This window comes from Bradyrhizobium sp. CCBAU 45389 (genome assembly GCF_028128625.1).
GTDB lineage: Bacteria > Pseudomonadota > Alphaproteobacteria > Rhizobiales > Xanthobacteraceae > Bradyrhizobium > Bradyrhizobium liaoningense_B.
The window spans coordinates 279642-305429 of sequence record NZ_LBIY01000002.1 but is presented as its reverse complement, the minus strand read 5'-3'; the positions used below and the strand labels follow the sequence as shown (position 1 = coordinate 305429).

The following is a 25788-nucleotide window of genomic DNA, read 5'->3' as shown; positions in this document are numbered from 1 at the left end:
CGTTCCGGCTTCAAGGGACGGTATACCGGACCCAACAAGTCCCGACGGGAATTCAACCTTCATCGAATACGGCGGCGTCTCGATTCCGGATCGAGATGCCAGGACGGCCGTTGCCTGGGGACTTATCAGTGACAATGGCAATTGAGATTTTACAGCTCCTGGTCCGATCGGCCGACAGCTGGATTTTTGAGGGCAGTGTTTCGGGTCTGAGCGATCGTGAATGGATGGCCTTGCGCTATCTTGCCCGCGCAAACAGGTTTTCGAGGACGCCGAGCGCTCTTGCCAGCTTTCTGGGCACGACCCGCAGCGCCGCATCGCAGATTGCCGCCGTGCTGCAGAGCAAGGGATTGATGGTCCGCAAGCCAGTTGCAGAGGACAAGCGTTCGATCGCGCTCTGTCTTACGGGAGCAGGCGAGAGATTCCTCGATCATGATCCGATGAACGCTCTGCGAGACCGGCTTGTGGCACTTGATGTCATCGATCGATCTCAGCTGCTCGACACGCTTCGCCGCGTCCTGGTCGGGTTCGACGTTGGCAAGCGCCGCCATCATGCCGACGTTTGTACCGGATGCATGTTCCTGATCGAGAGGGGCGAGGGGAAGGACCGACATTTCAGGTGCCAATTCTTCCGGAAAGCCATCGCCCAAAAAGACACGACCCTGCTTTGCGCCTATTTCGAGGGACGGAGCGAGAGGTCCGCCATAGGAGGCCCGCAAGACCTTTTGGAGAAGGCCATGCGAGCACCTGCTATTTCCGGCGATACCTGAGTGCCTCGACCAGGAGCGAAAACGCCGGTGAGGGTTGGCGGCGGCTCGGATAGTACAGATGATAGCCCGAGAACGGCGGACACCAGTCCGATAGCACCCTGACCAGCTTGCCGCTGGACAGGTAGGGCTGCACATGTCCTTCCGTGAGGTAGGCGAGGCCCAGGCCCTTGAGCGCTCCGTCCAGCAGAAGGCCGGCGCTGTTGAAGACGAGCTGTCCGTCGACGCGCACATTCAGCTCGCGGCCGCCTTTCTCGAACTCCCACGCATACAAGCTGCCGCCATGGGTCGGCAGGCGCAGGTTGAGGCAGTTGTGGTGCGTCAGATCCTGCGGAATCCTCGGGCGCTTGCGTGCGGCGAAGTAGGAGGGCGAACCGACCACGGCCATGCGAAGGTCGGGACTGACGCGCACCGCGATCATGTCCCTGGCCACGAGCTCACCGGGTCGAATGCCCGCATCGACCTGCTGCGCCACGATGTTGGTGAGACCGTAGTCGATGACGATCTCGACATGGATGTCGGGGTACTTCGGAAGGAGCCTGGCCAGTGCGGGCAGCACGATTTCGGCGGCGGCGTATTCGGTCGCGGTCAACCGCACGGTCCCGGCCGGTTTCTCCCTGAGCTCGCTGAGCGCGGCGAGGTCGGCGTCCATCTCGCTGAATTTGGGAGCGATGCTTGCAAACAGGCGTTCTCCGGCCTGGGTCGGTGTGACGCTCCGCGTGGTCCGGTTGAGCAGCCGCATGCCGAGCCGCTCCTCCAGGTTCCGGATGATCTGGCTGAGCGCAGACTGCGTCATGCCGAGCTTTGCCGCTGCACGCGTGAAGCTGCGTTCGCGCGCCACTGCAAGGAAGGCGAGGAGATCGCCCGCATCGTCCCGATTCATTAATTAGCCCAGCTAATGACTGCATTCGAAATCTATCACCTAATCGGGGAAGCGCGGAAGCTCTAGGTTCGGCTCAGCCATCAGACCAACGAAGCAGGAACCGAGAGAGGCATGTCGGCAACAACGATGCAGGAGCCGGTCGCGGGCCCTCGCGGGGCTGCAGCCGTGCTGCCGATCATGGGCGTGGTCTTCGTGGCCTTCCTCGTCATCGGCGTTGCGATGCCCGTGCTTCCGCTTCACGTCCATGATGGGCTGGGCTTCGGCACCTTCGTGGTCGGCCTCGTCGCCGGCAGTCAGTTTGCGGCCTCGCTGGTGTCGCGGCCATGGGCTGGCCACTTTTCGGACAGAAGCGGAGCCAAGCGCGGCGTGGTCGCCGGTCTGCTTGCGGCCGCGGTGTCCGGACTGCTGTATCTGGCTTCACTGGGATTGACCCACGCGCCGCTGATCTCGGTCGCGATACTTCTGCTCGGGCGCGCGTTGTTGGGCGCGGCCGAGAGCTTCATCATCACCGCTGCGGTGAGTTGGGGGCTTGCACTTGCCGACAGCCGCAGCACAGGCAAGGTGATCGCCTGGGTGGGGTCAGCGATGTTCGCGGCCTTCGCGATCGGCGCGCCCGCAGGCTCCGCGCTCTACGCTGCCTATGGATTTGCCGCGATCGCGACCGCGACGGCGGTGGCGCCACTGCTGACGCTGCTGCTCGTCGCGCCGCTTCCCGCAATTGCGCCGGTGCACCAGGCGCGTCTCTCGTTCGTTCAGGTCGTCGGCTCAGTGTGGGTGCCGGGTTTCGGCTCGGCGCTCGGCAGCGTCGGGTTCGGTGCGGTGACGACGTTCGTCGCCTTGCTGTTCGCGAACCGGGGGTGGACGAACGGCTGGCTTGCCTACAGCGCCTACGCGGTCGCGTTCATCCTGGCGCGGGTGTTCTTCAGTCACGTGGCCGATGCGGTCGGCGGCGCAAAGGTCGCGCTGGTCTGCGCGCTGATCGAAGCGGTCGGGCAGGCGCTGATCTGGCTCGCCGCCCGACCCGAAATGGCGCTCGCCGGCGCGGCGCTGACCGGCTTCGGCTTCTCGCTGGTGTATCCCGGCTTCGGCGTCGAAGCCGTACGCCGCGTTCCCGCGCAGAGCCGCGGCCTCGCCATGGGCGCCTACACCGCCTTCCTGGACCTCGCGCAAGGGCTCGCAAGCCCTGCGCTCGGACTGATCGCGACCGGAGCGCGGCTCAACACCGTGTTTCTCGTCAGCGCCATGACCGTGCTCTGTGCCGCACTCGTCGCCTGGTGGCTGATCGCGCACCCCTCAACATTGGAAGGATCTCCACGATGAAGCTGCTCGCAGTCACCCTGTTTTCGTTCTGCCTGTGCGCCGGCGACGTGGCCGCCGCCAGCGAGGTACAAGGAGCCCATCTTATGTCGAAGCCCGAAGACATCCGCGCCGTCGCGCCCGCGCTCGAAAGCTTTGCGCAGAAGGTTCTCAAGGACGATCTCTGGAAGCGGCCGGGCCTCTCGGTCCGGGACCGCAGCATCGTCACCGTCGCGGCTCTCATTGCCCGCAACCAGACGGTGGAGCTGCCGACCTATCTCGGTCTCGCGCTCGACAGCGGCGTGAAGCCGTCCGAGATCTCCGAGATCATCACGCATCTGGCCTTCTACACCGGCTGGGCGAATGCGATGGGGGCGATCCCGGCGGCGCGGGATGCGTTCAGGAGCCGCAACGTCGGCGCCGATCAACTGCCGCCGGCCTCGGGACCGCAGCTTCCGCTCGACGAAGCCGCGGAGAACCAGCGCGCGAGCCGTGTCGGCGACCAGTTCGGGCAGATCACGCCGAGCCTCGTGCAATACACGACCGACGTGCTGTTCAGGGATCTGTGGCTGCGGCCGGCGCTGGCGCCGCGCGACCGCAGCCTGGTCACCGTGAGCGCGCTGATCGCGACCGGCCAGGTCGCGCAGATCACCTATCATTTGAACCGGGCGATGGATAACGGGTTGACACGTGAGGAGGCCGGCGAGGTGCTCGGGCATCTCGCCTTCTACGCCGGCTGGCCCAACGCGTTCTCCGCGGCGCCGGTCGTCAAGGACGTCATCGAGAAACGTCCGCACTGAGGGAAGCCGGACCATGTCTCACCTCACACGCAGGGGCGCGCTGATCAGCGCCGCCGCCGCTGCGATCGGAGCCCACCGGACGCTTGCGGCCGAAGCACAGAAGGAAGCCCACATGGACATCGACATCAAAAGAAACGGATCGCGCCCCTCCCAGAAGGGTCCTGCCGACTGGTTCACCGGAACGGTTCGCATCGATCCGCTGTTCCAGGCGCCCGATCCTGCGCGCGTGGCGGCCGGTCAGGTGACATTTGAACCGGGTGCCCGAACCGCCTGGCACACGCATCCGCTCGGCCAGACCCTGATCGTCACCGCCGGGCTCGGCTGGGTGCAGCGGGAGGGCGGCCCGGTCGAGGAGATCCGGCCCGGCGACGTCGTGTGGTTTCCGCCGGGACTGAAGCACTGGCACGGAGCCTCGCCGACGACAGCGATGACGCACATCGCCATCCAGGAAGCCCTCGGCGGCAAAACCGTTGACTGGATGGAGAAGGTCAGCGACGAACAATATCGCAGGGCATAGCTCGCGGAGAAGCCACGTCGAGCTTGCGTTCTGCGAAGACCCAGGGAGCAGCGCATGGCGATCGTCTTCATCACCGGCAGCACGGATGGCCTTGGCCGGGCAGCGGCGCAGTCGCTGCTCGATCAGGGACACCGCGTGGTGCTGCACGCGCGCTCGGCCGAGCGCGCCGCGGCGGTCGCGGACTTCGCCTCGCATGCCGCGGGGATCGTGGTCGGCGACCTCAGGAGCGCCGTCGAGACGAAGGGCATCGCGGACCAGGTCAATGCGATTGGACGCATGGATGCGATCATCCACAATGCCGGCGTCTATACCGAGCGGAGCCGCGGCCCGACCGCGGAGGGACATGCCGGCACGCTGGCGATCAACACGCTGGCGCCGTACATGCTGACGGCCCTGATGGCGCGGCCGAAGCGGCTCGTCTATCTCAGCAGCGGCCTGCATCGCGGCGGCGAGGGCTCGTTGCGTGACCTCGACTGGACCCAGCGAAGCTGGGATGCGGGGAAGGCCTATGCCGAAAGCAAGCTGCATGCGGTGGCGCTGGCTTACGTACTGGCGCGGCGCTGGCCGAACGTCCTCTGCAATGCGGTCGATCCCGGTTGGGTGCGCACCAGAATGGGCGGTGCGGGCGCCCCCGTGGATCTCGACACCGGACAGCGGACACAGTCCTGGCTCGCCGTGAGCGAGGAGCCGGCCGCGATGGTCAGCGGCCGCTACTGGCATCACCTGCGGCAGGAGCAGCCGGCCGCTGAGGCGATTGACCCGACGTTCCAGGACGCGCTCATCGCCAGACTGAACGAGCTGACGGGCGTGCAGCTTCCGATGGCGTAGCCTGCAATTGACACGCTCCAAACCACGGGCGGGATCAATAAACCGGGAGGTGTGAAGCGGCTCACATTCGCCCCGGAGAATTGGCTCTAGAAAAGCTCAGGAGCCGGCAAACTTCCGCTCTGCGCCGATGGCCGCGATGGGTGCGCCAGCCGCGAAGCTCGGAGCGGCAGGCCTGAACTCCGGTTCCGCGTCGTTTGGACGATCATTCGATTGGATTTCAAGCGGGCGCCCACCATCGATGGTGAGCGTCCTGGACGGAAAACAGACCGGCAGGATGCCGGCACCGCGGATGCGGAGAACAGCGCCGGCTCGTTTCGCCCGTTGCGCGCTTTTCTGTCCGGCATAGACTTTGAGTAGGCGTGAGGATTTTGCGCCGGCTGTTGCGCGGCTGAGGGTTGCGTCGTGGCGAAAGTCGTTTTCAATCTGACCATTGAAGATAGTGGCGAAAGTCATTGCCGCATCGTCGCGGAATACAATTCATCGAGCCGCGAGATTGAAGTCGAGAAGCTCAAGCCGAGCTTTCGTCAGAATCTGAGGCCGTTGCAGGAGGCGATTCTCCAATGCGCTGCCGCGCGCAACGCCGACGTGGCGATGCGCGCGCGAACCGAGAATGCGGCAGCGGCAAATGGCGGCGATGAAGCAAGACCCGCTTTCCGCGATGCCGCGGGAAGTCTGACCTCGGGATCGGACGAGCGGATCGTGCAGGAGGTCGGATCGCAACTCTTCGAGTTCATCTTTCAGCGCAAGATCCTCGAGCTCTATCAGGAATGTTCCCAGGCGGCGCGAAAGGTCGATCAGCCGTTCCTGATCCGTCTGCGGGTCACCGATCCCACGCTCGCCTACGTGCCCTGGGAGACGATGTACGACAAGAAGAACCGCTTCTACGTGACGACATCCCAGAGCACGCCATTCACGCGAGCCGTCGACGACTATGCCGAGGAGCGCAGGGTGGCCGCGGCAAGGCCGATACGGGTGCTGGGCATGGCCGCACGGGTCAAGGTGTTGAACGGATTCCCGCTGGACGAGATCGAGGTCGATGCCGAGCAGGTCGCGATCAAGAGGGCGCTGAGCGAGCTGAACGACGGCAAGCGGCTGAAACTGTCGTGGATCCCCTCGGCGAAGGCCCGGGATCTCAACCGCCGCTTCCTGCGGGGAGATGAGGGCAAGCGGTGGGACCTGTTTCACTTCATCGGCCATGGCGGCCACGATCCCGAGCGGCAGATGGGCTTCATCGTGGTGCAGGAGGAGGGCGGGTCGAAGGGGATCAGGCTCTATGCCGACATGCTGAAAGCGTTTCTGACTCAGCCCGGTCAGACGCCGAGCCTCGTCGTCCTGAACTCCTGCAGCGGTGCCCAGGGCGAACCCGGCTCGCTGTTCTCGAGCACCGCCGCCGAGCTCATTCAGGGAGGCGTGCCCGCCGTGATCGCCATGCAGTTCGAGATCAGCGACAATATGGGTCTCGCCTTCGCCGACACCTTCTACACCTATCTGGCGGAAAGCGTTTCGATTCAGGCGGCGCTTGCGCATACCCGGGCCGAATTGAAGGCGCGGCAATTCGCCGAATGGATTTCGCCGGTTCTGTACATGCGCGGCCTCGACGGGGAAATTTTCGTGGACCGGGCCGGATCGGAGTGAGTTTTCATCCATGCAAGGCGTTGACCCGTCGATCGTAGCTCTCTGCCTCGGTGCGATTGCGATCTGCGTCGTCAGCGCGATCGACTTTCACGCGCCCTTCGAAATCTCGGACATTCGCTATGCCGTGATGCGCGATCGCTATTATTTTGCGGTCTTTGGCTACGTCATGATCGCGGTGGTGTTCTATTTCTTCGTCGCGATCCTGTTGTCCCGCGGACTCGAACCGCTCGTTGCGATTCCTGCGACGATCGCCTTCATGGTGCTGGCGCCCCACCTGCCGCTGCTCGGTTGGGTGATCGATTTCCTGCGGACCATGATGCAGACGCTGGCCCGCTACCCGCAGGCCGTGGAGACGGTCATCGTGGCCATCGCGCGGTCGCCGATCAGCGTGACGGAGCGGGCAAGGCCCGAGTTGCAGCGCGAGCTCGAAGGCTACGGCGTTCCCGCCGGGCTGATCGAGAAGGCGCTCAACGACGACAACGACGTGCTCGCCGTCGGCGCGGCAACCATGATCAAGCAGGTCGCTTCCCTCCACACCAGTTTTGTCGCGCTGCGCGAGAACAAGCGGTTCGACAGGTTTTTCCGGGCCCGGAAAGCCGCCTTCGACGAGATGGAAAAGCAATATCGGCGCATGCTGCGACGCTCGGCCCGTGCGCTCCTGCTGACGGAGGACATCACGGTGTCGGACGTGGACGCGATGGAGCTGGTGCTCGAGATTTCCGATTTCATCGCGGAGGAATGCGAGGATCTGCGCGTCGCCTACCAGCGTCGATTGGCCGAGGCGACGCTGTCGGTCGTCGACAGGCGCGACTCCCGGATCGAGCTGATTTCCAGCTTCGGATATCACACTGTTCTCCCCCAGCCGCTGCCGTTTGCCCCCCTGGTGATCATCTTCGTGCTCGACTTCGTGGTCTCCGTCTTGCCGCTGCTCTTCATGAACCTGTCGAAGAACTATGAAGTCGGCTCGCTGACCGGAGGGCTCTCCTCCGCCGCACATGCGGTAGCCCTGACGATCTCGATCTTCTTTGCGATCTATCCGAAGGCCTCGACGAATTTCGCGCGACCCTCGCTGTACGCCTTGCCCTGGCGCTCCTACGTGGTGTTCGGGGGGCTATCCTATCTGATCGGCAACGCCGTGCTCTGGATCACCTACAGCACGATCCCGATCGCGCCCGGCTGGCTGGCCAGCGGTCATCCGCTTGCGGCAAGCTCGCTGGTGTCTCTCGTCTTCCTGGTCAATACGATGGTCCTGAGCATTCTTCTCGACGTGCGGCTCCGGGCCGATCGACTGGACTATCACGAAGCAAGGCTGAGGGATGGCGCGACCCATGCGGTGGTCATGGCCTCTACCATGCTCTGTCTTCTCATCGGCTTCACATTGGTGAGCAGGCATTTTGGCCTGAACATGCCGTACATCTCCTGGCTGCAATACGGGTTCATCGTCGCTCTGTTCGGCGTGCTCGGCTTCGTCATGGGTTATCTCGTGCCGTCGACCGCGGAAGCCTACATCGAGGCCAACAAGCTGATCCGGAAATCGTCGGCGCTCGATGGCAATCGGCTCGAGTGGGCGGCACCGGCGTCTCAGCCGAGCACGCAGCTCAGATCTTGATTTCATGCCGGGCTCGCAAGCCCGTGCGCCATATGAGGACGCGACGAAGCAGATCGTCTGGAGAGGGGCGAAGTCATGGCTGAACTCGAAGTAGCGAACGGGATCGTGGTTCGCAGTCCCGACGATGTCGAAATCAGGATCGTTCAGGACGGTCCCGTTCGCCGCGGATTTCGCCGGGGCACTGCCAGCCAGATCGATGGCGCCGATCAGCTGAGGGGAGCGTTGGCGTCCGACTTCACCATCGCGGCCGAGGTCGAGATGGTGCCGACGCGCCCGGGAACGCGTGCGCTGCGACGGGACGCATCGACGCCGACGCAGATCGAGGTCGAAGTCGACCCGTCTGAACGGGCGCTGGTCCTGATCGAGGGCGCAGGCGGCGTCTATGCCTGGACCTATCCGCAAGCGGCGGGCCAACCGTCGAGGCGGCGTGGAGCTGGACAGGTTCTGGTATTTCCGCTGACGGCTGGGGCGAGGGGTTCGCCGCGCGGCATCGTCCCCGCCAGCGGCAAGCGCGGTCCCGTCCTCGACTGGGTGTCCGACAAGCTGATCGATCCGGTCCGTGCCTATGTGCTGAAGTTCGCCGCCAGAACGGCGATCGACGTGGCGACCGACTACATCGAGGGGGACAAGGAAGAGGGCATCGTGGTGATGGCCGGGTCCGATCCGGCAGCATGGACGCCGGCGCGATCGGCGCGGCCCCGACTGCCGCAGGATCGCCCGCTGAAGATCCTGCTCATGGTGCACGGCACGTTCTCGTCGACGGCGAGCGGATTCGCGCAGCTAGCCGGCTCCGACAGCGGGAAGACGTTCCTGTCGAAGGCCGGCGCGCATTACGACGCCGTCCTCGGCTTCGATCACAAGACCCTGACAGTCGCACCGGCAGAGAACGCGGCCGCTCTTGTTGCCGCGCTGCAGGCGCTCGGAATCCCCAAAAATTCCTCGATCGACGCTGTCATCCACAGTCGCGGCGGACTGGTCTATCGCGTGGCCGAAAATCTGCTCGCGGAGAAGCGGCCCGACATCCGGCTCGGCAAGGCCGTCTTTGTCGGCTGCACCAATGCCGGAACGCATCTGGCCGAGCCCGAGAACTGGGCGGCGATGATCGACCTCTACACCAACGGGATCATGGCCGGCGTCCGCGCGGTGTCATTCCTCGCAGGCGGCGCGGCGCTGAGCCCCATCGCGTCGCAGGGGATCAAGACGGTCGGCCGTTTCGTCCAGGCGTTCTCCGAAGTCGCCATCGATGAGGGCCGGGTGCCCGGACTTGCCGCGATGCGCCCGACAAGCGATCTCGTTAAGGAACTGAACGGCGCGGCCGGTCCTCTCGACGGGCTCGCAGCCTATCATGCGATCACGTCGAATTTCGTCGCGCAGATCGCGCCCGACAAGGGCGTGACGAAGGAGTTCGCCGAGTTCGTTGCCGATCGCGTGACAAATCGGCTGTTCCAGCTCGACAACGATCTGGTGGTGGATACGGCGTCGATGACGTCGTTCGGGACCCGTGGCCCACGCCTTGCGAAGGACGCGACGTTTGCTTTCGGCGATACGGACGACGTGTTTCACACCACGTATTTCGCGACCGACATCGTGCCCGCGAAATTGAGCGAGTGGCTGGGTCTTGGCGCAGCTCGTCCCGAGAGAGCCCCGGTGCAGATCGAGCTGCAGCAGCCGCCGCCGCGACGATCGAGGCGGGGAGTGGGCTCCATTGTCGAAAGTCCGCTTGAATCCAGTGTGGCTGCGCGCGAATGGGAAAGCCCGGGATCCGGCCCCATGTCGGACACGCTCACATTGCGACGGACGCGATCCCGCTCCGCTCCTTCGGCGAGGCCAGCCAGACCGCAGGAGGCGCCTGCCGCAGGTGACGCGCCGCCCCCGGTATCGACGTCGCCCGATTCACGAACCGCGGCCTGCTATTTTGCGGCGGAGATCGAGTCTCATCCGCCGCCGAAGAAGCCGGTCCCGCTGTTCGTCACGGTCTCCCGCGAGAAGATTCAGGCCGCGCAGAGCCCGGCTTCGGCCGCGCTGGATGCACCGGTCAACGTCGATACGGCACGCGCGATCGTCGTCGAGGTCATCGCGCGCAAGAATTGCCGGGTCATCGGCGACACCAGCGCCGAGATCGACCTGCCGCGGGATCAGCGGGCGGAGTCGCTCCGCTTCGTCGTGGAGGGCGCCGCGGAAGGCGCGGCTGACATCCTGGTCGAAGCAAGGCAGGGCCCGCGCATTCTCGCGTCATTTACCCTGGCACCCGTGTTCGTCGATGCCGACAGCAAGACCTTGCGCCGGAGCCAGGCTGGACTGGCCATGGCGGCACATCCGGACGAGCCGGCGGTGCTGCGGATCTACGAGATCGTCGAGAGCGGCAAGGTGACGCTGCGTTTCGATCTGGCCTGCGTCGACCCGAACATCGCGGTTTCGGAATCGCGCACGCTTCCGGGCGGCTTCTCCCGCGATGTCTATGTTGCGGAGATCTTCAAGGGCATCGAGAGCGCGTGGCTCGCAACGAACCGCTTGTATGACCAGTTCCTGTCGCGCCTGCAGGCCAACGGAATCGTCATGGCAAACGAGTTGCTGCCGGACAAGGTGCGCGAGGCGTTGTGGACCCACCGCGACGCGATCCGCGCGATCCAGGTCATCTCGGAGGAGCCGTTCATTCCCTGGGAGCTGCTCTATATCAACGACCGGAAGTCCGGACCGGACGGGAAGGGTTTTCTCGCGGAATGGGGGCTGGTGCGCTGGCTGCACAGCACGCCGTGGCCCGGTCCGCAACTCGCCATGCGCAATGATCGCGTCAACTGCGTGATCCCGGCCTATGTCGATCCCGGCCTGCAGCTCGAAGGCGCCGATGCCGAACGTCAGATGCTGGCCAAGCTCTTCGGCAGCCCGCGCGAGGTGACGGCCGAGAGCATCGCCGTGACCGGCTTCCTGCAGAAGGACGCGAAGGACTGCGACGTCCTGCACTTTGCCTGCCATGGCGAGGCCGCACAGCGGGCGGTGATGACGGCCGACCTGTTGATGACGGGCACCAAGGTCGACGGCAATTTTGCCCAGGACTCGCTCTCGGCGGATCAGGTCAAGGCGTATGCCCGCTTCGCCGAGAGCGGGCCGAATCCGATGGTCTTCATCAACGCCTGTCAGACCGGGCGCGCCGGGCGCGGCATCGGCGGAGGTGTCGCCGGCTTCGTCGATGCCTTCCTGCGGCCGTACTCCGAGCGCGGCGCCGGCGCGCTGGTCGGCGCGCTCTGGTCGGTCGACGACAAGCTGGCCTACAGCTTTGCCGAGGCGTTCTATCGTTCGCTCAAGCAGGGAGATGCGCTGGTCGATGCCGTCCGCGCCGCGCGCGAGGCCGCCAAGAACCGGAAGGAACTGACCTGGCTCGCCTATTCCGTGTATGGCAATCCGTTCGCGCGCGCCGCGGATGCTCCCTAGCGGGATCCATCCACCGCCCTCGCATCCTGAGCTCGCGCCGGATCGGCTTACATGAACCTGACGGGACCCTCGAGGTCGGCCTGCCCGGTGCTTTTTCGCTGGCCGAAACCGGACGAATGGGGGAAGAGAGCACGGATGCGGCGCGAGCCGTGCCGTGACACCGGACCATCCGGCAGGAAATGCGATGCGCCTTCTGATCGTCGAGGACAATGCCGAGCTGTCGCGGCTCGTGGCCGCCGGTCTGTCGGCGGCCGGATATGAGAGCGACATCGTCGGCAGCGCGGCCGAGGCGCGCGAGGCGGTCAGCAGCGTCAGCTACGCCGCGATGATCCTCGATCTCGGCCTCCCTGATGGCGACGGCCTGTCGGTGCTGCGCGAGTTGCGCCGGCAGATGGAGCCGCTGCCGGTGCTGGTGCTGACGGCGCGCGGCGGCCTGCAGGACCGCGTGAGCGGCCTGCGCAGCGGCGCCGACGACTATCTCGCAAAGCCGTTCGCGATGGAGGAGCTGGTGGCGCGGCTGGAGGCGATCCTGCGTCGGCCGGGCCAGCTGCTCGGCCGCTCGCTGCATCTGGCCAACCTCGTCTACGACACCGAGAGCCGCCAGATCTTCGTCGACGACCAGCCGCGGATCATCTCCGCGCGCGAGACCTCGGTGCTGGAGATCCTGCTGCGCCGGCAGGGGCGGGTGGTGCCGAAGAAGAACGTCGAGGACCACATTTTCGGTCTCGAAGGCGAGGTCGCCTCCAACGCGGTCGAAGTCTACGTCTCGCGGCTGCGCAAGCAGCTCGCCGAGCATGGCGCCAGGGTCGTGATCCACACCATCCGCGGCGTCGGCTACCTGATGGCCGAGGAGAAATAGCGTGGCCGCCGCGAGCGCCTATGGCAGATCGCCGACGTTCAAATCGCTGATCTGGCGCATCGTGTTCCTGCACATCGTGGCCGTTGCGGTGGTTGCGATCTTCCTGCCGCTGGTGCTGTTCTGGCTGCTCAACTCGGAGGTCGACCAGCTCCATCGCGACGCCATGCGCGCCCAGGCCGAGGTGCTCGCCGAGCGCATCGTCCCGCAGGCGGATGGCACCTTGACGTTCATTCTGCCGGACAGCCTGCGAGGTCTCTATTCGGAAGCCTACGGCCGCTACCTCTACGACATCCGCGATGAGGACGGCCGTGTGCTGTTCTCATCCCGCCGCAAGGCGGGCGCCGCGACACCGGCGCCGCCGCTGTCCGAAACGATTTCCGGCGCCGGCGTGACGCGCGTCATCGAGGGCAAGACGGTGCGCATCCGCGTCGCCGAGGACCTTTCGCATCGCGACGTCATCATCGACGACATCATCTCGAACTTCTTCCGGCGGGTGGGCTGGATCACCATCCCCATCCTGCTGGTCCTGCTCGCCACCGACATCATCATCTTCCGCCGCGCGATCGCGCCGCTGTGGAAGGCCTCGGAGGAAGCCAGCAATATCGGTCCGGCACGCACCGACATCCGTCTGCCGACGGAGCAGATCCCGCGCGAGATCATGCCGCTCGTCACCGCCGTGAACCAGGCGCTGGACCGCCTCGAGGACGGTTTCCGGGTGCAGCGCCAGTTCACCGCGGATGCCGCGCATCAACTGCGCACGCCGCTCACGATCCTGCGCACGCGGATCGAGACGCTGCATGACGGCGCGGCAAGAGAGGCGCTGCACGCCGACATCGAGAGCATGAGCCGCATCGTCGCCCAGCTGCTGGAGATCGCCGAGCTCGACACCCTGGTGCTCGATCCCGGCGAGACCGCCGATTTGCGCGCCGTCTGCACCGAGGTGGTCGGTTCGATCGCGCCGTTCGCGCTCGCCCAGCACAAGGACATCGCGCTGAAAGGCGTCGATGCGCCGGTGCTGATCCACGGCAATGCCGAGATGCTCCAGCGCGCGATCTTCAACCTCGCCGAAAACGCCATCAAGTTCACTGCAACGGACACCGCGGTCGACGTCGAGGTCGGCGAGGACGGCTCGGTGCGCGTGCGCGATTGCGGCCCGGGCATCGCGGAAGCCGAGCGCGATTTGATCTTCCAGCGCTTCTGGCGCGCCGACCGCCAGCGCAGCGACGGCGCCGGCCTCGGGCTCTCGATCGTGCGCGGCGTCGCCGACGATCACGCCGCGACGGTGGCCGTGGAGAACCTTCCCGGCGGCGGCGCGGAGTTCACGCTGCGCTTTCGGCTGGCGGAGGAGGGCGCTTTGCCCTCTCCCCTTTTGGGAGAGGGTGGCTCGCCGCGATAGCGGCGAGACGGGTGAGGGGTATCTCTCCGCGAGTCCGGAATCGTAGGGTGGGCAAAGGCGCACTGGCGCCGTGCCCACCATCGATCCAACACTGCAACAGAGAAGTGGTGGGCACGCTTCGCTTTGCCCACCCTACGATACTGAATTCGCGGAGAGATACCCCTCATCCGGCGCTTCGCGCCACCTTCTCCCACAACAAGGGGAGAAGGGAAGAAGAGGCTGGGCGCTATTTCACCTTGCCGGTGGACAGATCCATGATCATGCGCGTGGTCAGGTAGAGACGCGGCACGATGGTGTCGAGCTTCACATATTCGGCATCGTTGGAATGCGCGCCGAAGCCCGAGAGGCCCATGCCTTCGACCACTGCGCCCTTGGTCTTGAGCGCGGCAAAGGCGGCGTCGGTGCCGCCGCCGGTCGCCTTCTCGTCGACCTTGAGAGGTATTCCGAGCTCCCCATAGATCGTCTTGCCGTAGGCCGCCACGCGGCGCGAGGCGTCGTTGGCCTCGAGTGGCGGACGGCGCACCTCGAATTTCAGCTCGACCTTGGAATCGGGCAGCAGGCGGTTCTTGATCTTCTCCTGCAGCGCTTTTTCCAGCTCGTCGAAGTCCGAGACCTTGAGCGCGCGCGCATCCGCCTGGGCCGTGGCTTCGGCCGGGATCACGTTGCGGTTGGTGCCGGCCTTGGAGACGGTCCAGTTCAGCTTCAGGCCTTGCTCGGGCTTGGACAGGTCCTTCATCTGAAGCACCTGGTGCGAGAGCTCGTAGAGTGCGTTGATGCCGCCCTCGGGTCTTGCGCCGGCATGCGACGACTTTCCGATCACGGAAAGATAGGCCGAGCCGATGCCGCTGGTGGCGAGCCGCAGCGTGCCGTCGGTGCCGCCGCCCTCGAACGAGAATACCACGTCCTGATCCGAGGCGAATTTTGTGATGGTGCTGCGCCAGCCGGGCGAGGAGATCTCCTCGTCGCCATTGGTGAGCACCGTGAGCGTGCCGTACTCCCTGAAGTTCAGTTTCTGCAGCATCGCCACGGTGTGGAGAATGAGCGCGACGCCCTGCTTGTCGTCGGAAATGCCGAGGCCATAGGCCTTGTCACCGTCGATGCGGAACGGCTGGTCTTTCAGCATGCCCTTCAGGTACACCGTGTCCATATGGGCGATCAGCATGATTTTCCTGCTGCCGGTGCCCTTGAAGACGGCGTGCACGGCCGGACCGATTTTCTCGGGCGTGTCGTCGAGGCGATAGATGTCGGTGGGCTGCAGGATCTCCACTGTGCCGCCGAGCTGCCTGAGCTGGTCGGCCACCCGCCCGGCGATCTGGTTCAGGCCGTCGATGTCCTTGCTGCCGGATTCGATGCTGACGAGATCGCGCAGCGTGTCGAGCAGCGGCTGCCGCTCCTTCTGTGCCAGCGCGTGGACGTCGGCCACCGGCTCGGCGTGCGTGATGGTGGCAGCACATGTCAGCCACAGCGAGGCGATCAACGAAGCGACGAGCGAGGGAACAGGGTGCGATCGGGGCATGCGCGGCGGTCCATCGGTTGGAGGATGGGCCCGGTATGCCTGTGTTCGCCGCGCGTGTCACGCGTGTCGGTCTCCACCCTCCCCTGGAGGGGGAGGGTCGGCGACCATTGAGCGCAGCGAAATGGGCGACGGGGTGGGGTGATCTCTCCACACGAACACTGCCCGCGGGGAGAGATCACCCCACCCCGCTCGCGCTACGCGCGATCGACCCTCCCCCTCCAGGGGAGGGTAAGAGGGCAGGTGTGCGAGTCGCCTTACTTCTGCGGCGGACCGAGATCCAGCGGCGGAAGCTCGATCTGCGGGACCTCGATCTTGACCTTGTCGAGATCGACGTTGAGCGGCTTGTCGAGCAGGCCCGTCACCACGGACGGGAAGATGATCACCAGCAGCACCATGATCATCTGCAGGCCGATCCAGGGCATCGCGCCCCAATAGATGTCGGAGCTCTTCACTTCCTTCGGCGCCACGCCGCGCAGGTAGAACAGCGCGAAGCCGAACGGCGGATGCAGGAACGAGGTCTGCATGTTCACGCACAGCATCACGCCGAACCAGATCAGCGCCGCGTCCGGTCCCACCACGGGGGCGAGAATCTTCTGCGCGATCGGCGCGATCATCGGCAGGATGATGAAGGCGATCTCGAAGAAGTCGAGGAAGAACGCCAGGAAGAAGATGAAGAGGTTGATGAAGATCAGGAAGCCCCAGACGCCGCCGGGCAGCGAGGTCAGGAGATGCTCGAGCCAGACGCCGCCGGAGACGCCGAGGAACACCACCGAGAAGCAGGTCGAGCCGATCAGGATGAAGGTGACCATGCAGGTGAGGCGCATGGTGGACTCGTAGCCCTGCTTGATGAGGTCGCGCAGGTCGGGAATGCGCGCGGCCTGGAAGCAGATCCACGCCACCGCGAGATAGGTCACCGCGAAGGCGAGCTTGAAGATCAAATTCTCGCTGAACAGCATCGCGATGATGGTGCCGATGCCGGCGGCGATCACGCCAATGACCAGCACCTTGCGATCGTTCGAGGTGAAGTCCTTGTGGTGGATCGCGGCGAGCACGATGGCGCCGACCGCGCCCATGGCGCCGGCTTCCGTCGGGGTCGCAAGGCCCATCATCATGGTGCCGAGCACGACGAAGATCAGCACGGCCGAGGGGATGATGCCCATCAGGCATTTCTTCCACAGCGCCCAGCCGGTCAGCGTGCGCGCTTCCTTCGGCACCGGCGGCACGTGGCCCGGCTTGATCAGGCCGAGGATGAAGGTGTAGCCGGCGAACAGCATGATCTGGAACACCGAGGGGCCCCAGGCGCCGAGATACATGTCGCCGACCGACTTGCCGAGCTGGTCGGCGAGCACGATCAGCACCAGCGAGGGCGGCACCAGCTGCGTGATCGTGCCGGAGGCCGCGAGCACGCCGGTGATGTAGCGCATGTTGTAGCCGTAGCGGATCATCACCGGCATCGAGATCAGCGCCATGGCGATCACCTGCGCCGCCACCGTTCCGGTGATGGCGCCGAGGATGAAGCCGACGATGATCACGGAATAGCCGAGGCCGCCGCGAACCGGGCCGAACAGCTGGCCCATCGAATCCAGCATGTCCTCGGCGAGCCCGCATCGCTCCAAGATCGCGCCCATGAAGGTGAAGAACGGGATCGCGAGCAGCAGCTCGTTGGAGAGCACGCTGCCGAATACGCGGCCGGGAATGGCCTGGAGGAAGTTGAGGTCGAAGAAGCCGAGATGGATGGCGAGGAAACCGAAGGACAGGCCGACCGCGGCAAGCGTGAACGCAACCGGGAAGCCGATCAGCATCGCCAGAACCAGGCCGCCGAACATCAGCGGCGGCATCATTTCCAGCGTAATCATTGGGTCGGCCTCTCGTACTTGGCGTCGATCGTCACATAGCCCTGGAGAGCCGCGATACGCTTGATGACTTCGGAAACACCCTGGAGCGCCAGCAGGACGAAGCCGGCGGGGATTACGAACTTGATCGGCCAGCGGATCAGGCCGCCGGCATTGCCGGACATCTCGCCGACGTCATAGGCCTGCATGAAGAACGGCCAGGACAGATAGGCGAGCAGGAGGCAGGCGGGAATCAGGAAGAACAGCGTGCCGATCAGGTCGAGCAGGAGCTGGCCGCGCTCGGACAGCAGCAGATAGAAGATTTCGACCCGGACGTGCTCGTTGCGCTTGAAGGTGTAGGACGCGCCGAACATCACCAGGATCGCGAACATGTACCATTGCATCTCCAGCCAGCCGTTGGAGGAGTAGCTGAAGGCGTAGCGGATCATGGCGTTGGCCGCGCTGACCAGGCAGGACAAAAGCACCAGGAGGTTACAGACGTAGCCGATCTTCTCATTGAGAAGATCGATGGCGTTGCTCACCGCCAGCAATGGACGCATCTTATTTTTTCTCCGTCGCGGTCTAACTTCACGGGAGCAGCATCAGCACGCATCGCTCGGTCCGCATGCGAAAAAGCACGCGACCGCACGGCTCGTTTTCCGAAAGCGTTGCGGCGTCAGTCCTCCCCTCGTGCCTTGCCGTCTTGACCGCGACCGCCAACGGGCGGGCCGGCTTATTGCTGCCGGGCAAGCAAAGGCGGTCGCACCAAACCAGCGGCTTCACCTGCCGTCAATCGGAAAATGGACAAATTGACGCGTGGTCAAAAGCTTAGGTTAGCGGCGGCCGGCGGCCTGGAAGGCCTTCATCCGGCTCATCAAGAACCTGAGCAACTGGCTGGCCGCGTTCGGCAGCTCGCGGCCCAACCGCGTGACGATGTGGGCTTCCGCCGAGGAGAGCAGCACATTGTCGACGGGGAGGGCGACCAGCGATCCGTCCTCGAGGTCCGCTGCCACCGAAAACGCCGGGAGCAGGGTCACGCCGAGGTCGGAGCGGACGAAATCTCTCAAGATGCTGATCGAGGTCGTGGTCAGCTTCGGCGAGAGACCTATTTTCTCGGACGTTTCGGCCATCGCGAGCAACTGACGCGTGCCGTAACCCGCATGCATGATCCCGAGCGTGTGCCTGGCGATCTCCCGAAGCTTGACCGGGCGGCGGAGCTTCGCGAGCGGATGGTCGGGGCGCGCGATCAGGCAGATCGGCTGACGGATGGCAGCGCAGGAGCGGATTCGCGGATCCTGGGGCGGGTGATAGACGAGCCCGATATGGCAGCGATCGTCGGCAATGGCGCGAATGACCTCGCTGGTGCCGGCGAGTTCCAGCGAAATGGTCAGCCGCGGATGCCGCCGCCAGAACTCGCCGAGCGCGCCGCCCATGAGATCGGCGGCAAAGCCTTCGCCGAGCACGAGGTCGATGTGACCGCGGTGCAGCCCCTGGAGTTCCCGCAAGCGGGCCAGGGTGTCGTCGCGGTCCACGGTATGGCGGCGGTAGTGCGCGATCAGGAGCTCGCCAGCCTCGGTCGGCCGCACGCCGCGGCTATGGCGGTCGAGCAGGGCGGCGTCGAGCTCCCGTTCCAGCAGGGCGATCTGCCGGCTGACCACCGACGGGTTCACCCCAAGCGCATCGGCCGCGGCGCGGACGGCGCCGTAATGCGCGGCCTCGAAAAGGTAGCGGAGCCGGTTTTCGTCGAGTGCATTGCTCATGCCCAAGTGTTGCCTATGAGGCAACATTAGGCAACCGCGCCGCTGATCCCCAGCCCGGGCCCGAATCCCTATGGTTTTGCCTGAAATCGCAGGGTGAGGGACTGGACATGGCGGTCGTCGGCGTCGTTGGGCTCGGGAATATGGGGCGCGGTATGGCGCTCTCGCTGACGCGGGCCGGGCACGAGGTGCTCGGGACCGACGCCTCGGAAAAGGTGCGCAGTGCGCTCGCATCGGAAGGTGTTGCGGTTTTCGAGAGTGTCGGACCGCTTTGCGCCCGCGCCGATCTGCTCATCCTCTCGCTGCCGACCGCCGAGATCGTCGATGCCGTCGTGGCCGGCGAGGGCGGAATCATCGCCCATACACGGCCGGGCCTGCGCGTGGTCGACACCTCGACATCCCATCCCGAGACGACCCGCCGCCTTGCCGCAGCTCTCGCCGCGCACGGCATGTCCATGATCGACGCGCCGGTCAGCGGCGGCCCGAAGGGCGCCATCACCGCCACCATGACCATGGTGATCGGCGGTGCCGACGCCGATGTGGCCGCGGTCGAGCCTGTTCTTGCCGACATCAGCGCGAAGCGCGTCCATGTCGGATCGGTTGGCGCCGGGCATGTCTGCAAGATCATCAACAACCTGCTGTGCGCGGCGCATCTGTTGACCGCTGCCGAGGCGATGCGGATCGCGCGCGCGGCCGAGGTCGATCCGGCCCGGCTGCTCGAAGGCCTCAATGCCGGCTCCGGCCGGTCCGGCGTCACGCAGGTCAATCTGCCGACCTGGGTGCTGAACGGCGCGTTCGATTCCGGTTTTACCATGAAGCTGATGCGCAAGGACGTGCGCCTGGCGAGCCAGCTCATCGGCGAGCTCGCGCTCGACTTGCCGATCGCCGCGGAAGCCGCACGGGTCTGGTCGCAAAGCGCCGCCTCGATCGGCGACGGCGAAGACTTCAACAGGATCGTCGAGACTCAGCTCGGCAGGATGTGAGCAACAGCATGACCTCTTTCATCGACACGCGACTGCGCGATGCGCTCGCTCCGTTCTGGCCTGATTGCGCGGCGATCGGTTCTCACGTTGCGGGCCGTATCGTTCCTGGTACCGGCGAGCTCATCGCGATCGATGATCCCGCAACCGGCGTGCCGCTCTATGCCTATCGTGATGCCGGCGAGGCGGTCGTTGCCGAGGCGGCAGCAGTGGCCAGCGCAGCGCAAGCCGGCTGGTCGCGGCTCACCGGTGCGGCCCGCGGGCGCGTCATGCAGGCGATCGCGCGGGCCATCCAGGGCAAGGCCGAGGAGCTGGCGCGCCTTGAATCGCTCTCGGCCGGCAAGCCGATCCGCGACACGCGCGTCGAGGTCGCCAAGGTCGCCGAGATGTTCGAGTACTATTCCGGCTGGGCCGACAAATTCCACGGCGACGTGATCCCGGTGCCGTCGAGCCATCTCAACTACACGCGGCGCGAAGCCGTCGGGGTCGTGCTGCAGATCACGCCCTGGAATGCGCCGATCTTCACCTGCGGCTGGCAAGTCGCACCCACCATCGCCATGGGCAACGGCGTGCTGTTGAAACCGTCGGAGCTGACGCCGCTCACCTCCATGGCGGTCGCGCTTCTTGCAGAACAAGCGGGATTGCCGGTCGGGCTCGTCAATGTGCTCGCTGGCTACGGCCACACGACGGGGCAGGCCGCGCTCGGCCAGCCGGCGGTGAAGAAGGTGGTGTTCGTAGGTTCAGTGCCGACGGGCCGGCTGATCGCGGAAGCCGCGGCCAAGCGGCTGCTGCCCTGCGTGCTCGAGCTCGGTGGCAAGTCCGCCAACATCGTGTTTGCCGACGCCGACCTCGCACGCGCTGCGATCGGCGCGCAGTCGGCCATCTTCGCAGGCGCCGGGCAGAGCTGCGTCGCAGGTTCGCGGCTACTGGTCGAACGCTCCGTCTATGATCGCTTCGTCAAGATGGTCGCCGATGGTGCCGCGAAGCTGAAGGTCGGCGCGCCCGACGCCGCGGACACCGAGGTCGGGCCGATCAACAATGCCCGGCAATATGCCCGCGTGCTCAGCATGGTGAAGCAGGGCCTCGCGGAAGGGGCAAAGCTCGCGACCGGCAGCGACGGCAGCACGGGGAAGGGCGGCTTCTTCGTCGCGCCGACCGTGCTGCGCGACGTCAGCAACAGCATGGCGGTTGCGCGCGACGAGATTTTTGGACCCGTCGTCGCCGCGATCCCGTTCGATTCCGAGGAGGACGCGATCGCACTTGCCAATGACAGCGATTTCGGTCTCGCCGGCGCAGTCTGGACGCGCGACGTCGCGCGGGCGCATCGGGTTGCCGCGCAGGTCAGGGCCGGAACGTTCTGGATCAACTCCTACAAGACGATCAACGTCGCCTCGCCCTTCGGCGGCTTCGGCATGAGCGGCTATGGCCGTTCGAGCGGGGTCGAGACGCTGTTCGAGTACACCCAGGTCAAGAGCGTCTGGGTCGAGACCGCGGCCGAGCCGGCTGTGGGCTTCGGCTACGCGCCGGGGATTCGGGAGTAAGGCTTTAGGCTATTGTTTGAGCGGTCGTAGATCTTGCCGGGGCAATCGGGCAGGCTTGAAAAACGCTCTCAGCGGCGGCAATCTCCACCTGACTGAGGCCTCGATCTGGAGAATCTCGGCTTATGCCGACCGATGCGAGGATCGACGATGAAGCCGCGGCTGATCATGTGGCTTGCCGTTGTTGCGGGCGTCGCCATGGTGCTCGGCATCGCCTGGGCCGCCATCCTCTGGACCCGCCCGGAGCCTATTCGCATCGCGTTCGCCAATTCGCTCTCTGGCCCATCCGCCCCGGCCGGGACGGAAAGCCTGATCGCGATGCAGCTTGCATTCGACGAAGTGAACGCCAAGGGTGGCGTCAGCGGACGGCCGATTGAACTCGTTCTGTTCGACGACGCAAGCGATCCAGCCGTGGCGCGCGCGAATGCGCAGGCGATCGCCGACAGCCCATGCGTCGCTGTGCTCGGCCATTATCTCAGCTCCGCATCGCTCGCGGCAGCGCCGGCATACAAGGATGCGCGGATTCCGGCGCTCACGGGAACCGCGGCTGCCGACGATCTGACATCCACCAATGATTACTATTTTCGTGCGCTGTCGCCGGTCTCCGCACAGGCGCGCTCGATCGCGGAGCATCTGCGCGCCGTGATGAAGGAGCCAAGAGTCCGTCTTGTTCACACGCGCGATTCCTACGGCAAGAGTTTTGAGCGTGGATTTGCGGCGGCCTATCCGGCGGAGCAGTTGCGCGTCTTCGGACTGGACGTCGCAGCCGGTCAGATCCGATCGCTAGATGAGGCGCTGGACGCTGCCGCGCAGGAGCCCGGTCCCGGTGTCATCGTCGTCGGCGCGGCAGCCGACTATATCGCAGACATTGTCAAGGCGCTGCGTCGCCGCGGCATCACGGGGACGATTATCACAACCCAGGGCGCGGGCCGCGAAAGCTATTTGAGAAATTTCGTCAACGAGCCCGAGGAACAAACGCGTCCGGGTTTCTTCAGTGAGAATCTGTATGCGGCATCGTCGCTGATTTTCGACAGCGCCGGCGCGGCGGCGCAGGCTTTCGCCGCCGACTACAAAGCGAGAGCGGGAACCTCCCCAAGCTGGGTTGGCGGTGGCTCGTATGACGCCGCGCGCCTGATGATCGACGCGCTGAGACGAGCTGCCGTACATCGCCGGTTTATGGGGCAGGGGATTCAGAAACCATCCGACAGCAAGGTTGCGGATCGCGACCGGGTGCGCCTCGCACTGGCCGCGATCAACAGTCCGAAATCGGCGGTCGTCGGGCTGACGGGGCGGCTCTATTTCAACGCGAACCGCGACATTCCGCGCCCGATCCGAATGGGTTTCTTCCGTTACGGTCGGTTCGTCACGGCGCCGCTGCAACTCGTGCGCATCGATCAGCCGGATGGAATCGATCTCGACGCCGAACGGGAGAAGGGCCATGTCATCGCGTTCGAGGGTCGGCGCTACTGGATTCAACGCGTCGTCTATACCGGCATCGACATCATTCGCGTCAGTCGGATCGACGTGAAGCAAAATTCGTTCAACGTCGACTTCTATCTCTGGATGCGGTTCGCCGGCGACGATGAGGCGCAGACGCACGTCGAATTCCCGGCCTTGCTGGATCGCGGGGCGTTCGATGCAGCTCGGCCGATTCAGGCTGGACAGGAAGACGGCCTGAGCTATCGGCTCTATCGCATCAACGGCGATTTCAAGGCCCGTTTCGATCTCCATGATTATCCGTTCGACACGCAGAAATTGCGTCTGCATTTCCAGAACACGGAACAGCGGCGGGAACTCGTCACCTATGTCATCGATCGGTTCGGCTTGCGCCTTGCCGAGGACGGAAGCTCGCGGGCCGAGGACGGGGCCTATTCCGGACTTCCGCTCTGGCGATTTCTCGGGCTGAACTATTTCGTCGAATCCATGTCCAGCGGATCGACGCTCGGCAAGGCGTCCTTGTTTGATGCCGGGGCAATGACGGAATTCGCAGGATTCGATGCGACCATCGTGCTGCGCCGCAGCTCCTCCATCTACATGCTGAAGAACCTGCTGCCGATGTTCCTGCTCGTGCTCGTCGTATTCGCGACGCTGTTCTTTCCCGAAACCATGTTTCGTGAACGCGTGACCATTCCGGTGACCTCGATCCTGGCGAGCGCGGTGCTGCTCGTGGCGGTGAGCAGCCAGATCGGCGATGTCGGATACACGGTGGTGGTCGAAGAGATGTTCTACATTTTCTTTGTACTATGCCTGATGACGATATTGGCGGGCTACAAACATGAAAAACTTCGGGCCACCGGCCGAAAGCGCGCCGCTGTTGTTCTGGATCACGCAGCGCAGGTCATTTATGCCGGGACGGTGCTCGCTGTCATCGTCGTGCTCTACCGGCGCTATGCCTTGTGAGGCGCGTCGATACCTCGCCGGTCCGCCACACCTTCTTGAAATTCGCAGCATGAGTCCGCCCCCTCCGGGGCCGGATCATGCTTCAGCCGCCAGTGACGCTCATGTGCCTGCTGACACTGGGCCGGTTGTGGCGACGGTCGATGATGAAATCGTGGCCCTTGGGCTTGAGCCCGATGGCGCGGTCGATCGCATCGGCAAGCAGCATGTCGTCATCAGATGCACGCAGCGGCTTGCGCAGGTCCGAAGCATCCTCGTGGCCGAGGCAGGTGTGTAGCGTCCCCGTGCAGGTGATCCGCACGCGGTTGCAGGATTCACAGAAATTATGGGTCATCGGCGTGATGAAGCCGAGCTTGCCGCCGGTCTCGGCGACGCTGACATAGCGCGCGGGGCCGCCGGTGGATTCAGCGAGATCCGTCATGGTGAACTGCTGGGCGAGGCGTGCGCGCACCAGCGACAGCGGCAGATACTGGTCGATGCGGCCCGATCCGATTTCGCCCATCGGCATCACCTCGATCAGCGTCAGGCCCATGCCCTTGCCGTGGGCCCAGCGCATCAGCGAGGGCAGCTCGTCCTCGTTGAGGTTCTTCAGCGCGACTGCGTTGATCTTCACGGCGAGGCCGGCGGCCCGCGCGGCCTCGATGCCTTCCAGCACCTTATCGATCTCGCCCCAGCGGGTGATCTCGCGAAACTTCTTGGGATCGAGCGTGTCGAGCGAGACGTTGATGCGGCGGACGCCGCAATCGGCGAGTTCCTTCGCATGCTTTGCGAGTTGGGTGCCGTTGGTGGTCAGCGTCAGCTCGTTCAGGGCGCCGCTCGTCAGGTGCCGCGACAGCGAGCGCACCAGCGACATCACGTTGCGGCGGACCAGCGGCTCGCCGCCGGTGAGGCGCAGCTTCTTCACGCCCTTGGCGATGAAGGCCGAGCAGAGCCGGTCGAGTTCCTCCAGCGTCAGCAGGTCCGCCTTGGGCAGGAACGTCATGTCTTCCGACATGCAATAGAAGCAGCGCAGGTCGCAGCGGTCGGTGACGGAGACTCGCAAGTAGGTGATCGTCCGCCCGAACGGATCGGTCATCGCGCTCGACAGCGCAGCGCGGGGGCTCACGGAAGGTCCGTTCATACCAAATGCCTTGTCACTTACGGCGACGGGCGCACCTTTGCTTCAGCGGTGCTCTGGAAGCAATCTAAGCATCGGACGCGTCGAGGACAATCGGGTGGTATACGTAACTCAGCGCTTGCCCGCGTTCGGATCGGGGAACGGCGAGCCGGCCGCAGGTGCAGCATCGGCCGGCGCCGCGGCGGTCGCGGCCGGTTTCGGCTTCTTCGGCCGGTGCGGCTTGCGGACGGGCTTCGGCGGGGCGGCTGGCTGGAGCTCCGCAAACACCGGATTCGGGTCGGTGGTGACCGAGGCAGGCGTGGTGAAATCGCCGGGATTCTTGATCACGTTCACCGGCACGCTCGCGGGCTGGTATTTTGGCAGCGCGAAAGCAACCGTGAATGGGGCGTCGGGCGCGGGAACCGAGACCGAGCAGGGGGTCTTGCAGCCCTGACCAAGCGAGGTCGTGGCATCAGCCCCGGGGGGATTGGATTCGAGCTGGACCTGAACGGTCGGGGGCGCCGATTTGAACATGTCCCAGGACATCGAGGAGCAGCCACCCAAGCTTGCTCCCGCTAGTGCAATCGCGATCACACGACGCATGAACCACCCACATCTGCTGCGACGAACCGCCACATCCCGGGCGGACCTTAGGG

Annotated in this window: 21 protein-coding genes; 13 read left to right on the top strand and 8 right to left on the bottom strand. The window is 65.0% G+C overall.

Annotated elements, in window-relative coordinates; all coding sequences use genetic code 11:
- Positions 1–134 precede the first annotated feature (134 nt).
- Positions 135–767: a MarR family winged helix-turn-helix transcriptional regulator gene (locus tag XH79_RS01460; protein WP_271580372.1), complete on the top strand. Its 633-nt coding sequence runs from the start codon at positions 135–137 to the stop codon at positions 765–767.
- Here the strand turns inward: XH79_RS01460 and XH79_RS01455 are convergent.
- Entirely contained in the window at positions 748–1647 is a 900-nt protein-coding gene (locus XH79_RS01455; RefSeq protein WP_212338737.1) for a LysR family transcriptional regulator, read from the bottom strand. The genes XH79_RS01460 and XH79_RS01455 overlap by 20 nt on opposite strands.
- A 111-nt stretch (positions 1648–1758) precedes the next feature.
- Between XH79_RS01455 and XH79_RS01450 the strand changes: the two genes are divergently transcribed.
- The 4 genes from XH79_RS01450 (at position 1759) to XH79_RS01435 (ending at position 5088) form a co-directional block, all read left to right on the top strand.
- Positions 1759–2967, top strand: a complete 1209-nt coding sequence (locus XH79_RS01450) for an arabinose transporter (RefSeq protein ID WP_271580371.1) — start codon at positions 1759–1761, stop codon at positions 2965–2967.
- Positions 2964–3743: a carboxymuconolactone decarboxylase family protein gene (locus tag XH79_RS01445; RefSeq protein ID WP_212338739.1), complete on the top strand. Its 780-nt coding sequence runs from the start codon at positions 2964–2966 to the stop codon at positions 3741–3743. The genes XH79_RS01450 and XH79_RS01445 overlap by 4 nt, the downstream gene beginning before the upstream one ends.
- A 118-nt stretch (positions 3744–3861) precedes the next feature.
- Entirely contained in the window at positions 3862–4260 is a 399-nt protein-coding gene (locus tag XH79_RS01440) for a (R)-mandelonitrile lyase (protein WP_271580719.1), read from the top strand.
- 54 nt (positions 4261–4314) lie between these two features.
- Positions 4315–5088 (top strand): SDR family NAD(P)-dependent oxidoreductase, encoded by a 774-nt coding sequence (locus XH79_RS01435; protein ID WP_271580370.1) that lies wholly within the window; start codon positions 4315–4317, stop codon positions 5086–5088.
- A 96-nt stretch (positions 5089–5184) separates the two neighbouring features.
- On the opposite strand, the gene XH79_RS01430 is transcribed toward XH79_RS01435, so the two are convergent.
- Positions 5185–5541 carry a hypothetical protein gene (locus tag XH79_RS01430; protein ID WP_271580369.1) on the bottom strand — a complete coding sequence of 119 codons (357 nt, stop codon included), beginning with the start codon at positions 5539–5541 and terminating at the stop codon, positions 5185–5187.
- Positions 5542–5679: 138 nt separating this feature from the next.
- Between XH79_RS01430 and XH79_RS01425 the strand changes: the two genes are divergently transcribed.
- The 5 genes from XH79_RS01425 to XH79_RS01405 all read left to right on the top strand — a co-directional run bounded on the left by XH79_RS01425 (position 5680) and on the right by XH79_RS01405 (position 14016).
- A complete protein-coding gene (locus tag XH79_RS01425; RefSeq protein WP_271580368.1) occupies positions 5680–6723 on the top strand; it encodes a CHAT domain-containing protein in 1044 nt (347 codons plus the stop codon).
- A gap of 10 nt (positions 6724–6733) precedes the next feature.
- Positions 6734–8332, top strand: coding sequence for a hypothetical protein (locus tag XH79_RS01420; RefSeq protein ID WP_212338745.1), 1599 nt, complete (start codon positions 6734–6736; stop codon positions 8330–8332).
- A gap of 75 nt (positions 8333–8407) precedes the next feature.
- Complete coding sequence (locus XH79_RS01415) at positions 8408–11761, top strand: DUF7379 domain-containing protein (RefSeq protein WP_271580367.1); 3354 nt, start codon at positions 8408–8410, stop codon at positions 11759–11761.
- Positions 11762–11945: 184 nt separating this feature from the next.
- Positions 11946–12620, top strand: a complete 675-nt coding sequence (locus XH79_RS01410) for a response regulator transcription factor (protein WP_130371747.1) — start codon at positions 11946–11948, stop codon at positions 12618–12620.
- Position 12621: 1 nt separating this feature from the next.
- Positions 12622–14016: an ATP-binding protein gene (locus XH79_RS01405; protein WP_271580366.1), complete on the top strand. Its 1395-nt coding sequence runs from the start codon at positions 12622–12624 to the stop codon at positions 14014–14016.
- A gap of 226 nt (positions 14017–14242) precedes the next feature.
- On the opposite strand, the gene XH79_RS01400 is transcribed toward XH79_RS01405, so the two are convergent.
- The 4 genes from XH79_RS01400 to XH79_RS01385 form a co-directional block, all read right to left on the bottom strand.
- Positions 14243–15532 carry a M20/M25/M40 family metallo-hydrolase gene (locus XH79_RS01400; RefSeq protein WP_271580365.1) on the bottom strand — a complete coding sequence of 430 codons (1290 nt, stop codon included), beginning with the start codon at positions 15530–15532 and terminating at the stop codon, positions 14243–14245.
- Positions 15533–15786: 254 nt separating this feature from the next.
- Positions 15787–17388: a TRAP transporter large permease gene (locus XH79_RS01395; protein ID WP_232955920.1), complete on the bottom strand. Its 1602-nt coding sequence runs from the start codon at positions 17386–17388 to the stop codon at positions 15787–15789.
- A complete protein-coding gene (locus XH79_RS01390) occupies positions 17385–17924 on the bottom strand; it encodes a TRAP transporter small permease subunit (protein WP_145831530.1) in 540 nt (179 codons plus the stop codon). The genes XH79_RS01395 and XH79_RS01390 overlap by 4 nt, the downstream gene beginning before the upstream one ends.
- 273 nt (positions 17925–18197) lie before the next feature.
- Positions 18198–19124: a LysR family transcriptional regulator gene (locus XH79_RS01385; RefSeq protein WP_271580364.1), complete on the bottom strand. Its 927-nt coding sequence runs from the start codon at positions 19122–19124 to the stop codon at positions 18198–18200.
- A gap of 80 nt (positions 19125–19204) precedes the next feature.
- Between XH79_RS01385 and XH79_RS01380 the strand changes: the two genes are divergently transcribed.
- From XH79_RS01380 to XH79_RS01370, 3 genes are all read left to right on the top strand, one after another.
- Complete coding sequence (locus tag XH79_RS01380) at positions 19205–20104, top strand: NAD(P)-dependent oxidoreductase (RefSeq protein WP_333938770.1); 900 nt, start codon at positions 19205–19207, stop codon at positions 20102–20104.
- Positions 20105–20112: 8 nt separating this feature from the next.
- Positions 20113–21642, top strand: coding sequence for an aldehyde dehydrogenase family protein (locus XH79_RS01375; protein ID WP_271580363.1), 1530 nt, complete (start codon positions 20113–20115; stop codon positions 21640–21642).
- 147 nt (positions 21643–21789) lie between these two features.
- Positions 21790–24039, top strand: coding sequence for an ABC transporter substrate-binding protein (locus XH79_RS01370; protein ID WP_271580362.1), 2250 nt, complete (start codon positions 21790–21792; stop codon positions 24037–24039).
- 82 nt (positions 24040–24121) lie between these two features.
- Here XH79_RS01370 and moaA read toward each other — a convergent pair whose 3' ends face one another.
- A complete protein-coding gene (gene moaA, locus XH79_RS01365) occupies positions 24122–25156 on the bottom strand; it encodes a GTP 3',8-cyclase MoaA (RefSeq protein WP_212338767.1) in 1035 nt (344 codons plus the stop codon).
- Between the two features lie 108 nt (positions 25157–25264).
- Positions 25265–25735 carry a hypothetical protein gene (locus XH79_RS01360; protein WP_271580361.1) on the bottom strand — a complete coding sequence of 157 codons (471 nt, stop codon included), beginning with the start codon at positions 25733–25735 and terminating at the stop codon, positions 25265–25267.
- Between the last annotated feature and the right edge of the window lie 53 nt (positions 25736–25788).

What these genes read in the sequence shown, in the direction of transcription:
- XH79_RS01460 (WP_271580372.1), top strand. Translation starts at nt 135, where the DNA reads ATGGCAATTGAGATTTTACAGCTCCTGGTCCGATCGGCCGACAGCTGG.
- XH79_RS01455 (WP_212338737.1), bottom strand. Translation starts at nt 1,647, where the DNA reads ATGAATCGGGACGATGCGGGCGATCTCCTCGCCTTCCTTGCAGTGGCG.
- XH79_RS01450 (WP_271580371.1), top strand. Translation starts at nt 1,759, where the DNA reads ATGTCGGCAACAACGATGCAGGAGCCGGTCGCGGGCCCTCGCGGGGCT.
- XH79_RS01445 (WP_212338739.1), top strand. Translation starts at nt 2,964, where the DNA reads ATGAAGCTGCTCGCAGTCACCCTGTTTTCGTTCTGCCTGTGCGCCGGC.
- XH79_RS01435 (WP_271580370.1), top strand. Translation starts at nt 4,315, where the DNA reads ATGGCGATCGTCTTCATCACCGGCAGCACGGATGGCCTTGGCCGGGCA.
- XH79_RS01430 (WP_271580369.1), bottom strand. Translation starts at nt 5,541, where the DNA reads ATGACTTTCGCCACTATCTTCAATGGTCAGATTGAAAACGACTTTCGC.
- XH79_RS01425 (WP_271580368.1), top strand. Translation starts at nt 5,680, where the DNA reads ATGCGCGCGCGAACCGAGAATGCGGCAGCGGCAAATGGCGGCGATGAA.
- XH79_RS01420 (WP_212338745.1), top strand. Translation starts at nt 6,734, where the DNA reads ATGCAAGGCGTTGACCCGTCGATCGTAGCTCTCTGCCTCGGTGCGATT.
- XH79_RS01415 (WP_271580367.1), top strand. Translation starts at nt 8,408, where the DNA reads ATGGCTGAACTCGAAGTAGCGAACGGGATCGTGGTTCGCAGTCCCGAC.
- XH79_RS01410 (WP_130371747.1), top strand. Translation starts at nt 11,946, where the DNA reads ATGCGCCTTCTGATCGTCGAGGACAATGCCGAGCTGTCGCGGCTCGTG.
- XH79_RS01400 (WP_271580365.1), bottom strand. Translation starts at nt 15,532, where the DNA reads ATGCCCCGATCGCACCCTGTTCCCTCGCTCGTCGCTTCGTTGATCGCC.
- XH79_RS01395 (WP_232955920.1), bottom strand. Translation starts at nt 17,388, where the DNA reads ATGATTACGCTGGAAATGATGCCGCCGCTGATGTTCGGCGGCCTGGTT.
- XH79_RS01390 (WP_145831530.1), bottom strand. Translation starts at nt 17,924, where the DNA reads ATGCGTCCATTGCTGGCGGTGAGCAACGCCATCGATCTTCTCAATGAG.
- XH79_RS01385 (WP_271580364.1), bottom strand. Translation starts at nt 19,124, where the DNA reads ATGAGCAATGCACTCGACGAAAACCGGCTCCGCTACCTTTTCGAGGCC.
- XH79_RS01375 (WP_271580363.1), top strand. Translation starts at nt 20,113, where the DNA reads ATGACCTCTTTCATCGACACGCGACTGCGCGATGCGCTCGCTCCGTTC.
- XH79_RS01370 (WP_271580362.1), top strand. Translation starts at nt 21,790, where the DNA reads ATGAAGCCGCGGCTGATCATGTGGCTTGCCGTTGTTGCGGGCGTCGCC.
- moaA (WP_212338767.1), bottom strand. Translation starts at nt 25,156, where the DNA reads ATGAACGGACCTTCCGTGAGCCCCCGCGCTGCGCTGTCGAGCGCGATG.
- XH79_RS01360 (WP_271580361.1), bottom strand. Translation starts at nt 25,735, where the DNA reads ATGCGTCGTGTGATCGCGATTGCACTAGCGGGAGCAAGCTTGGGTGGC.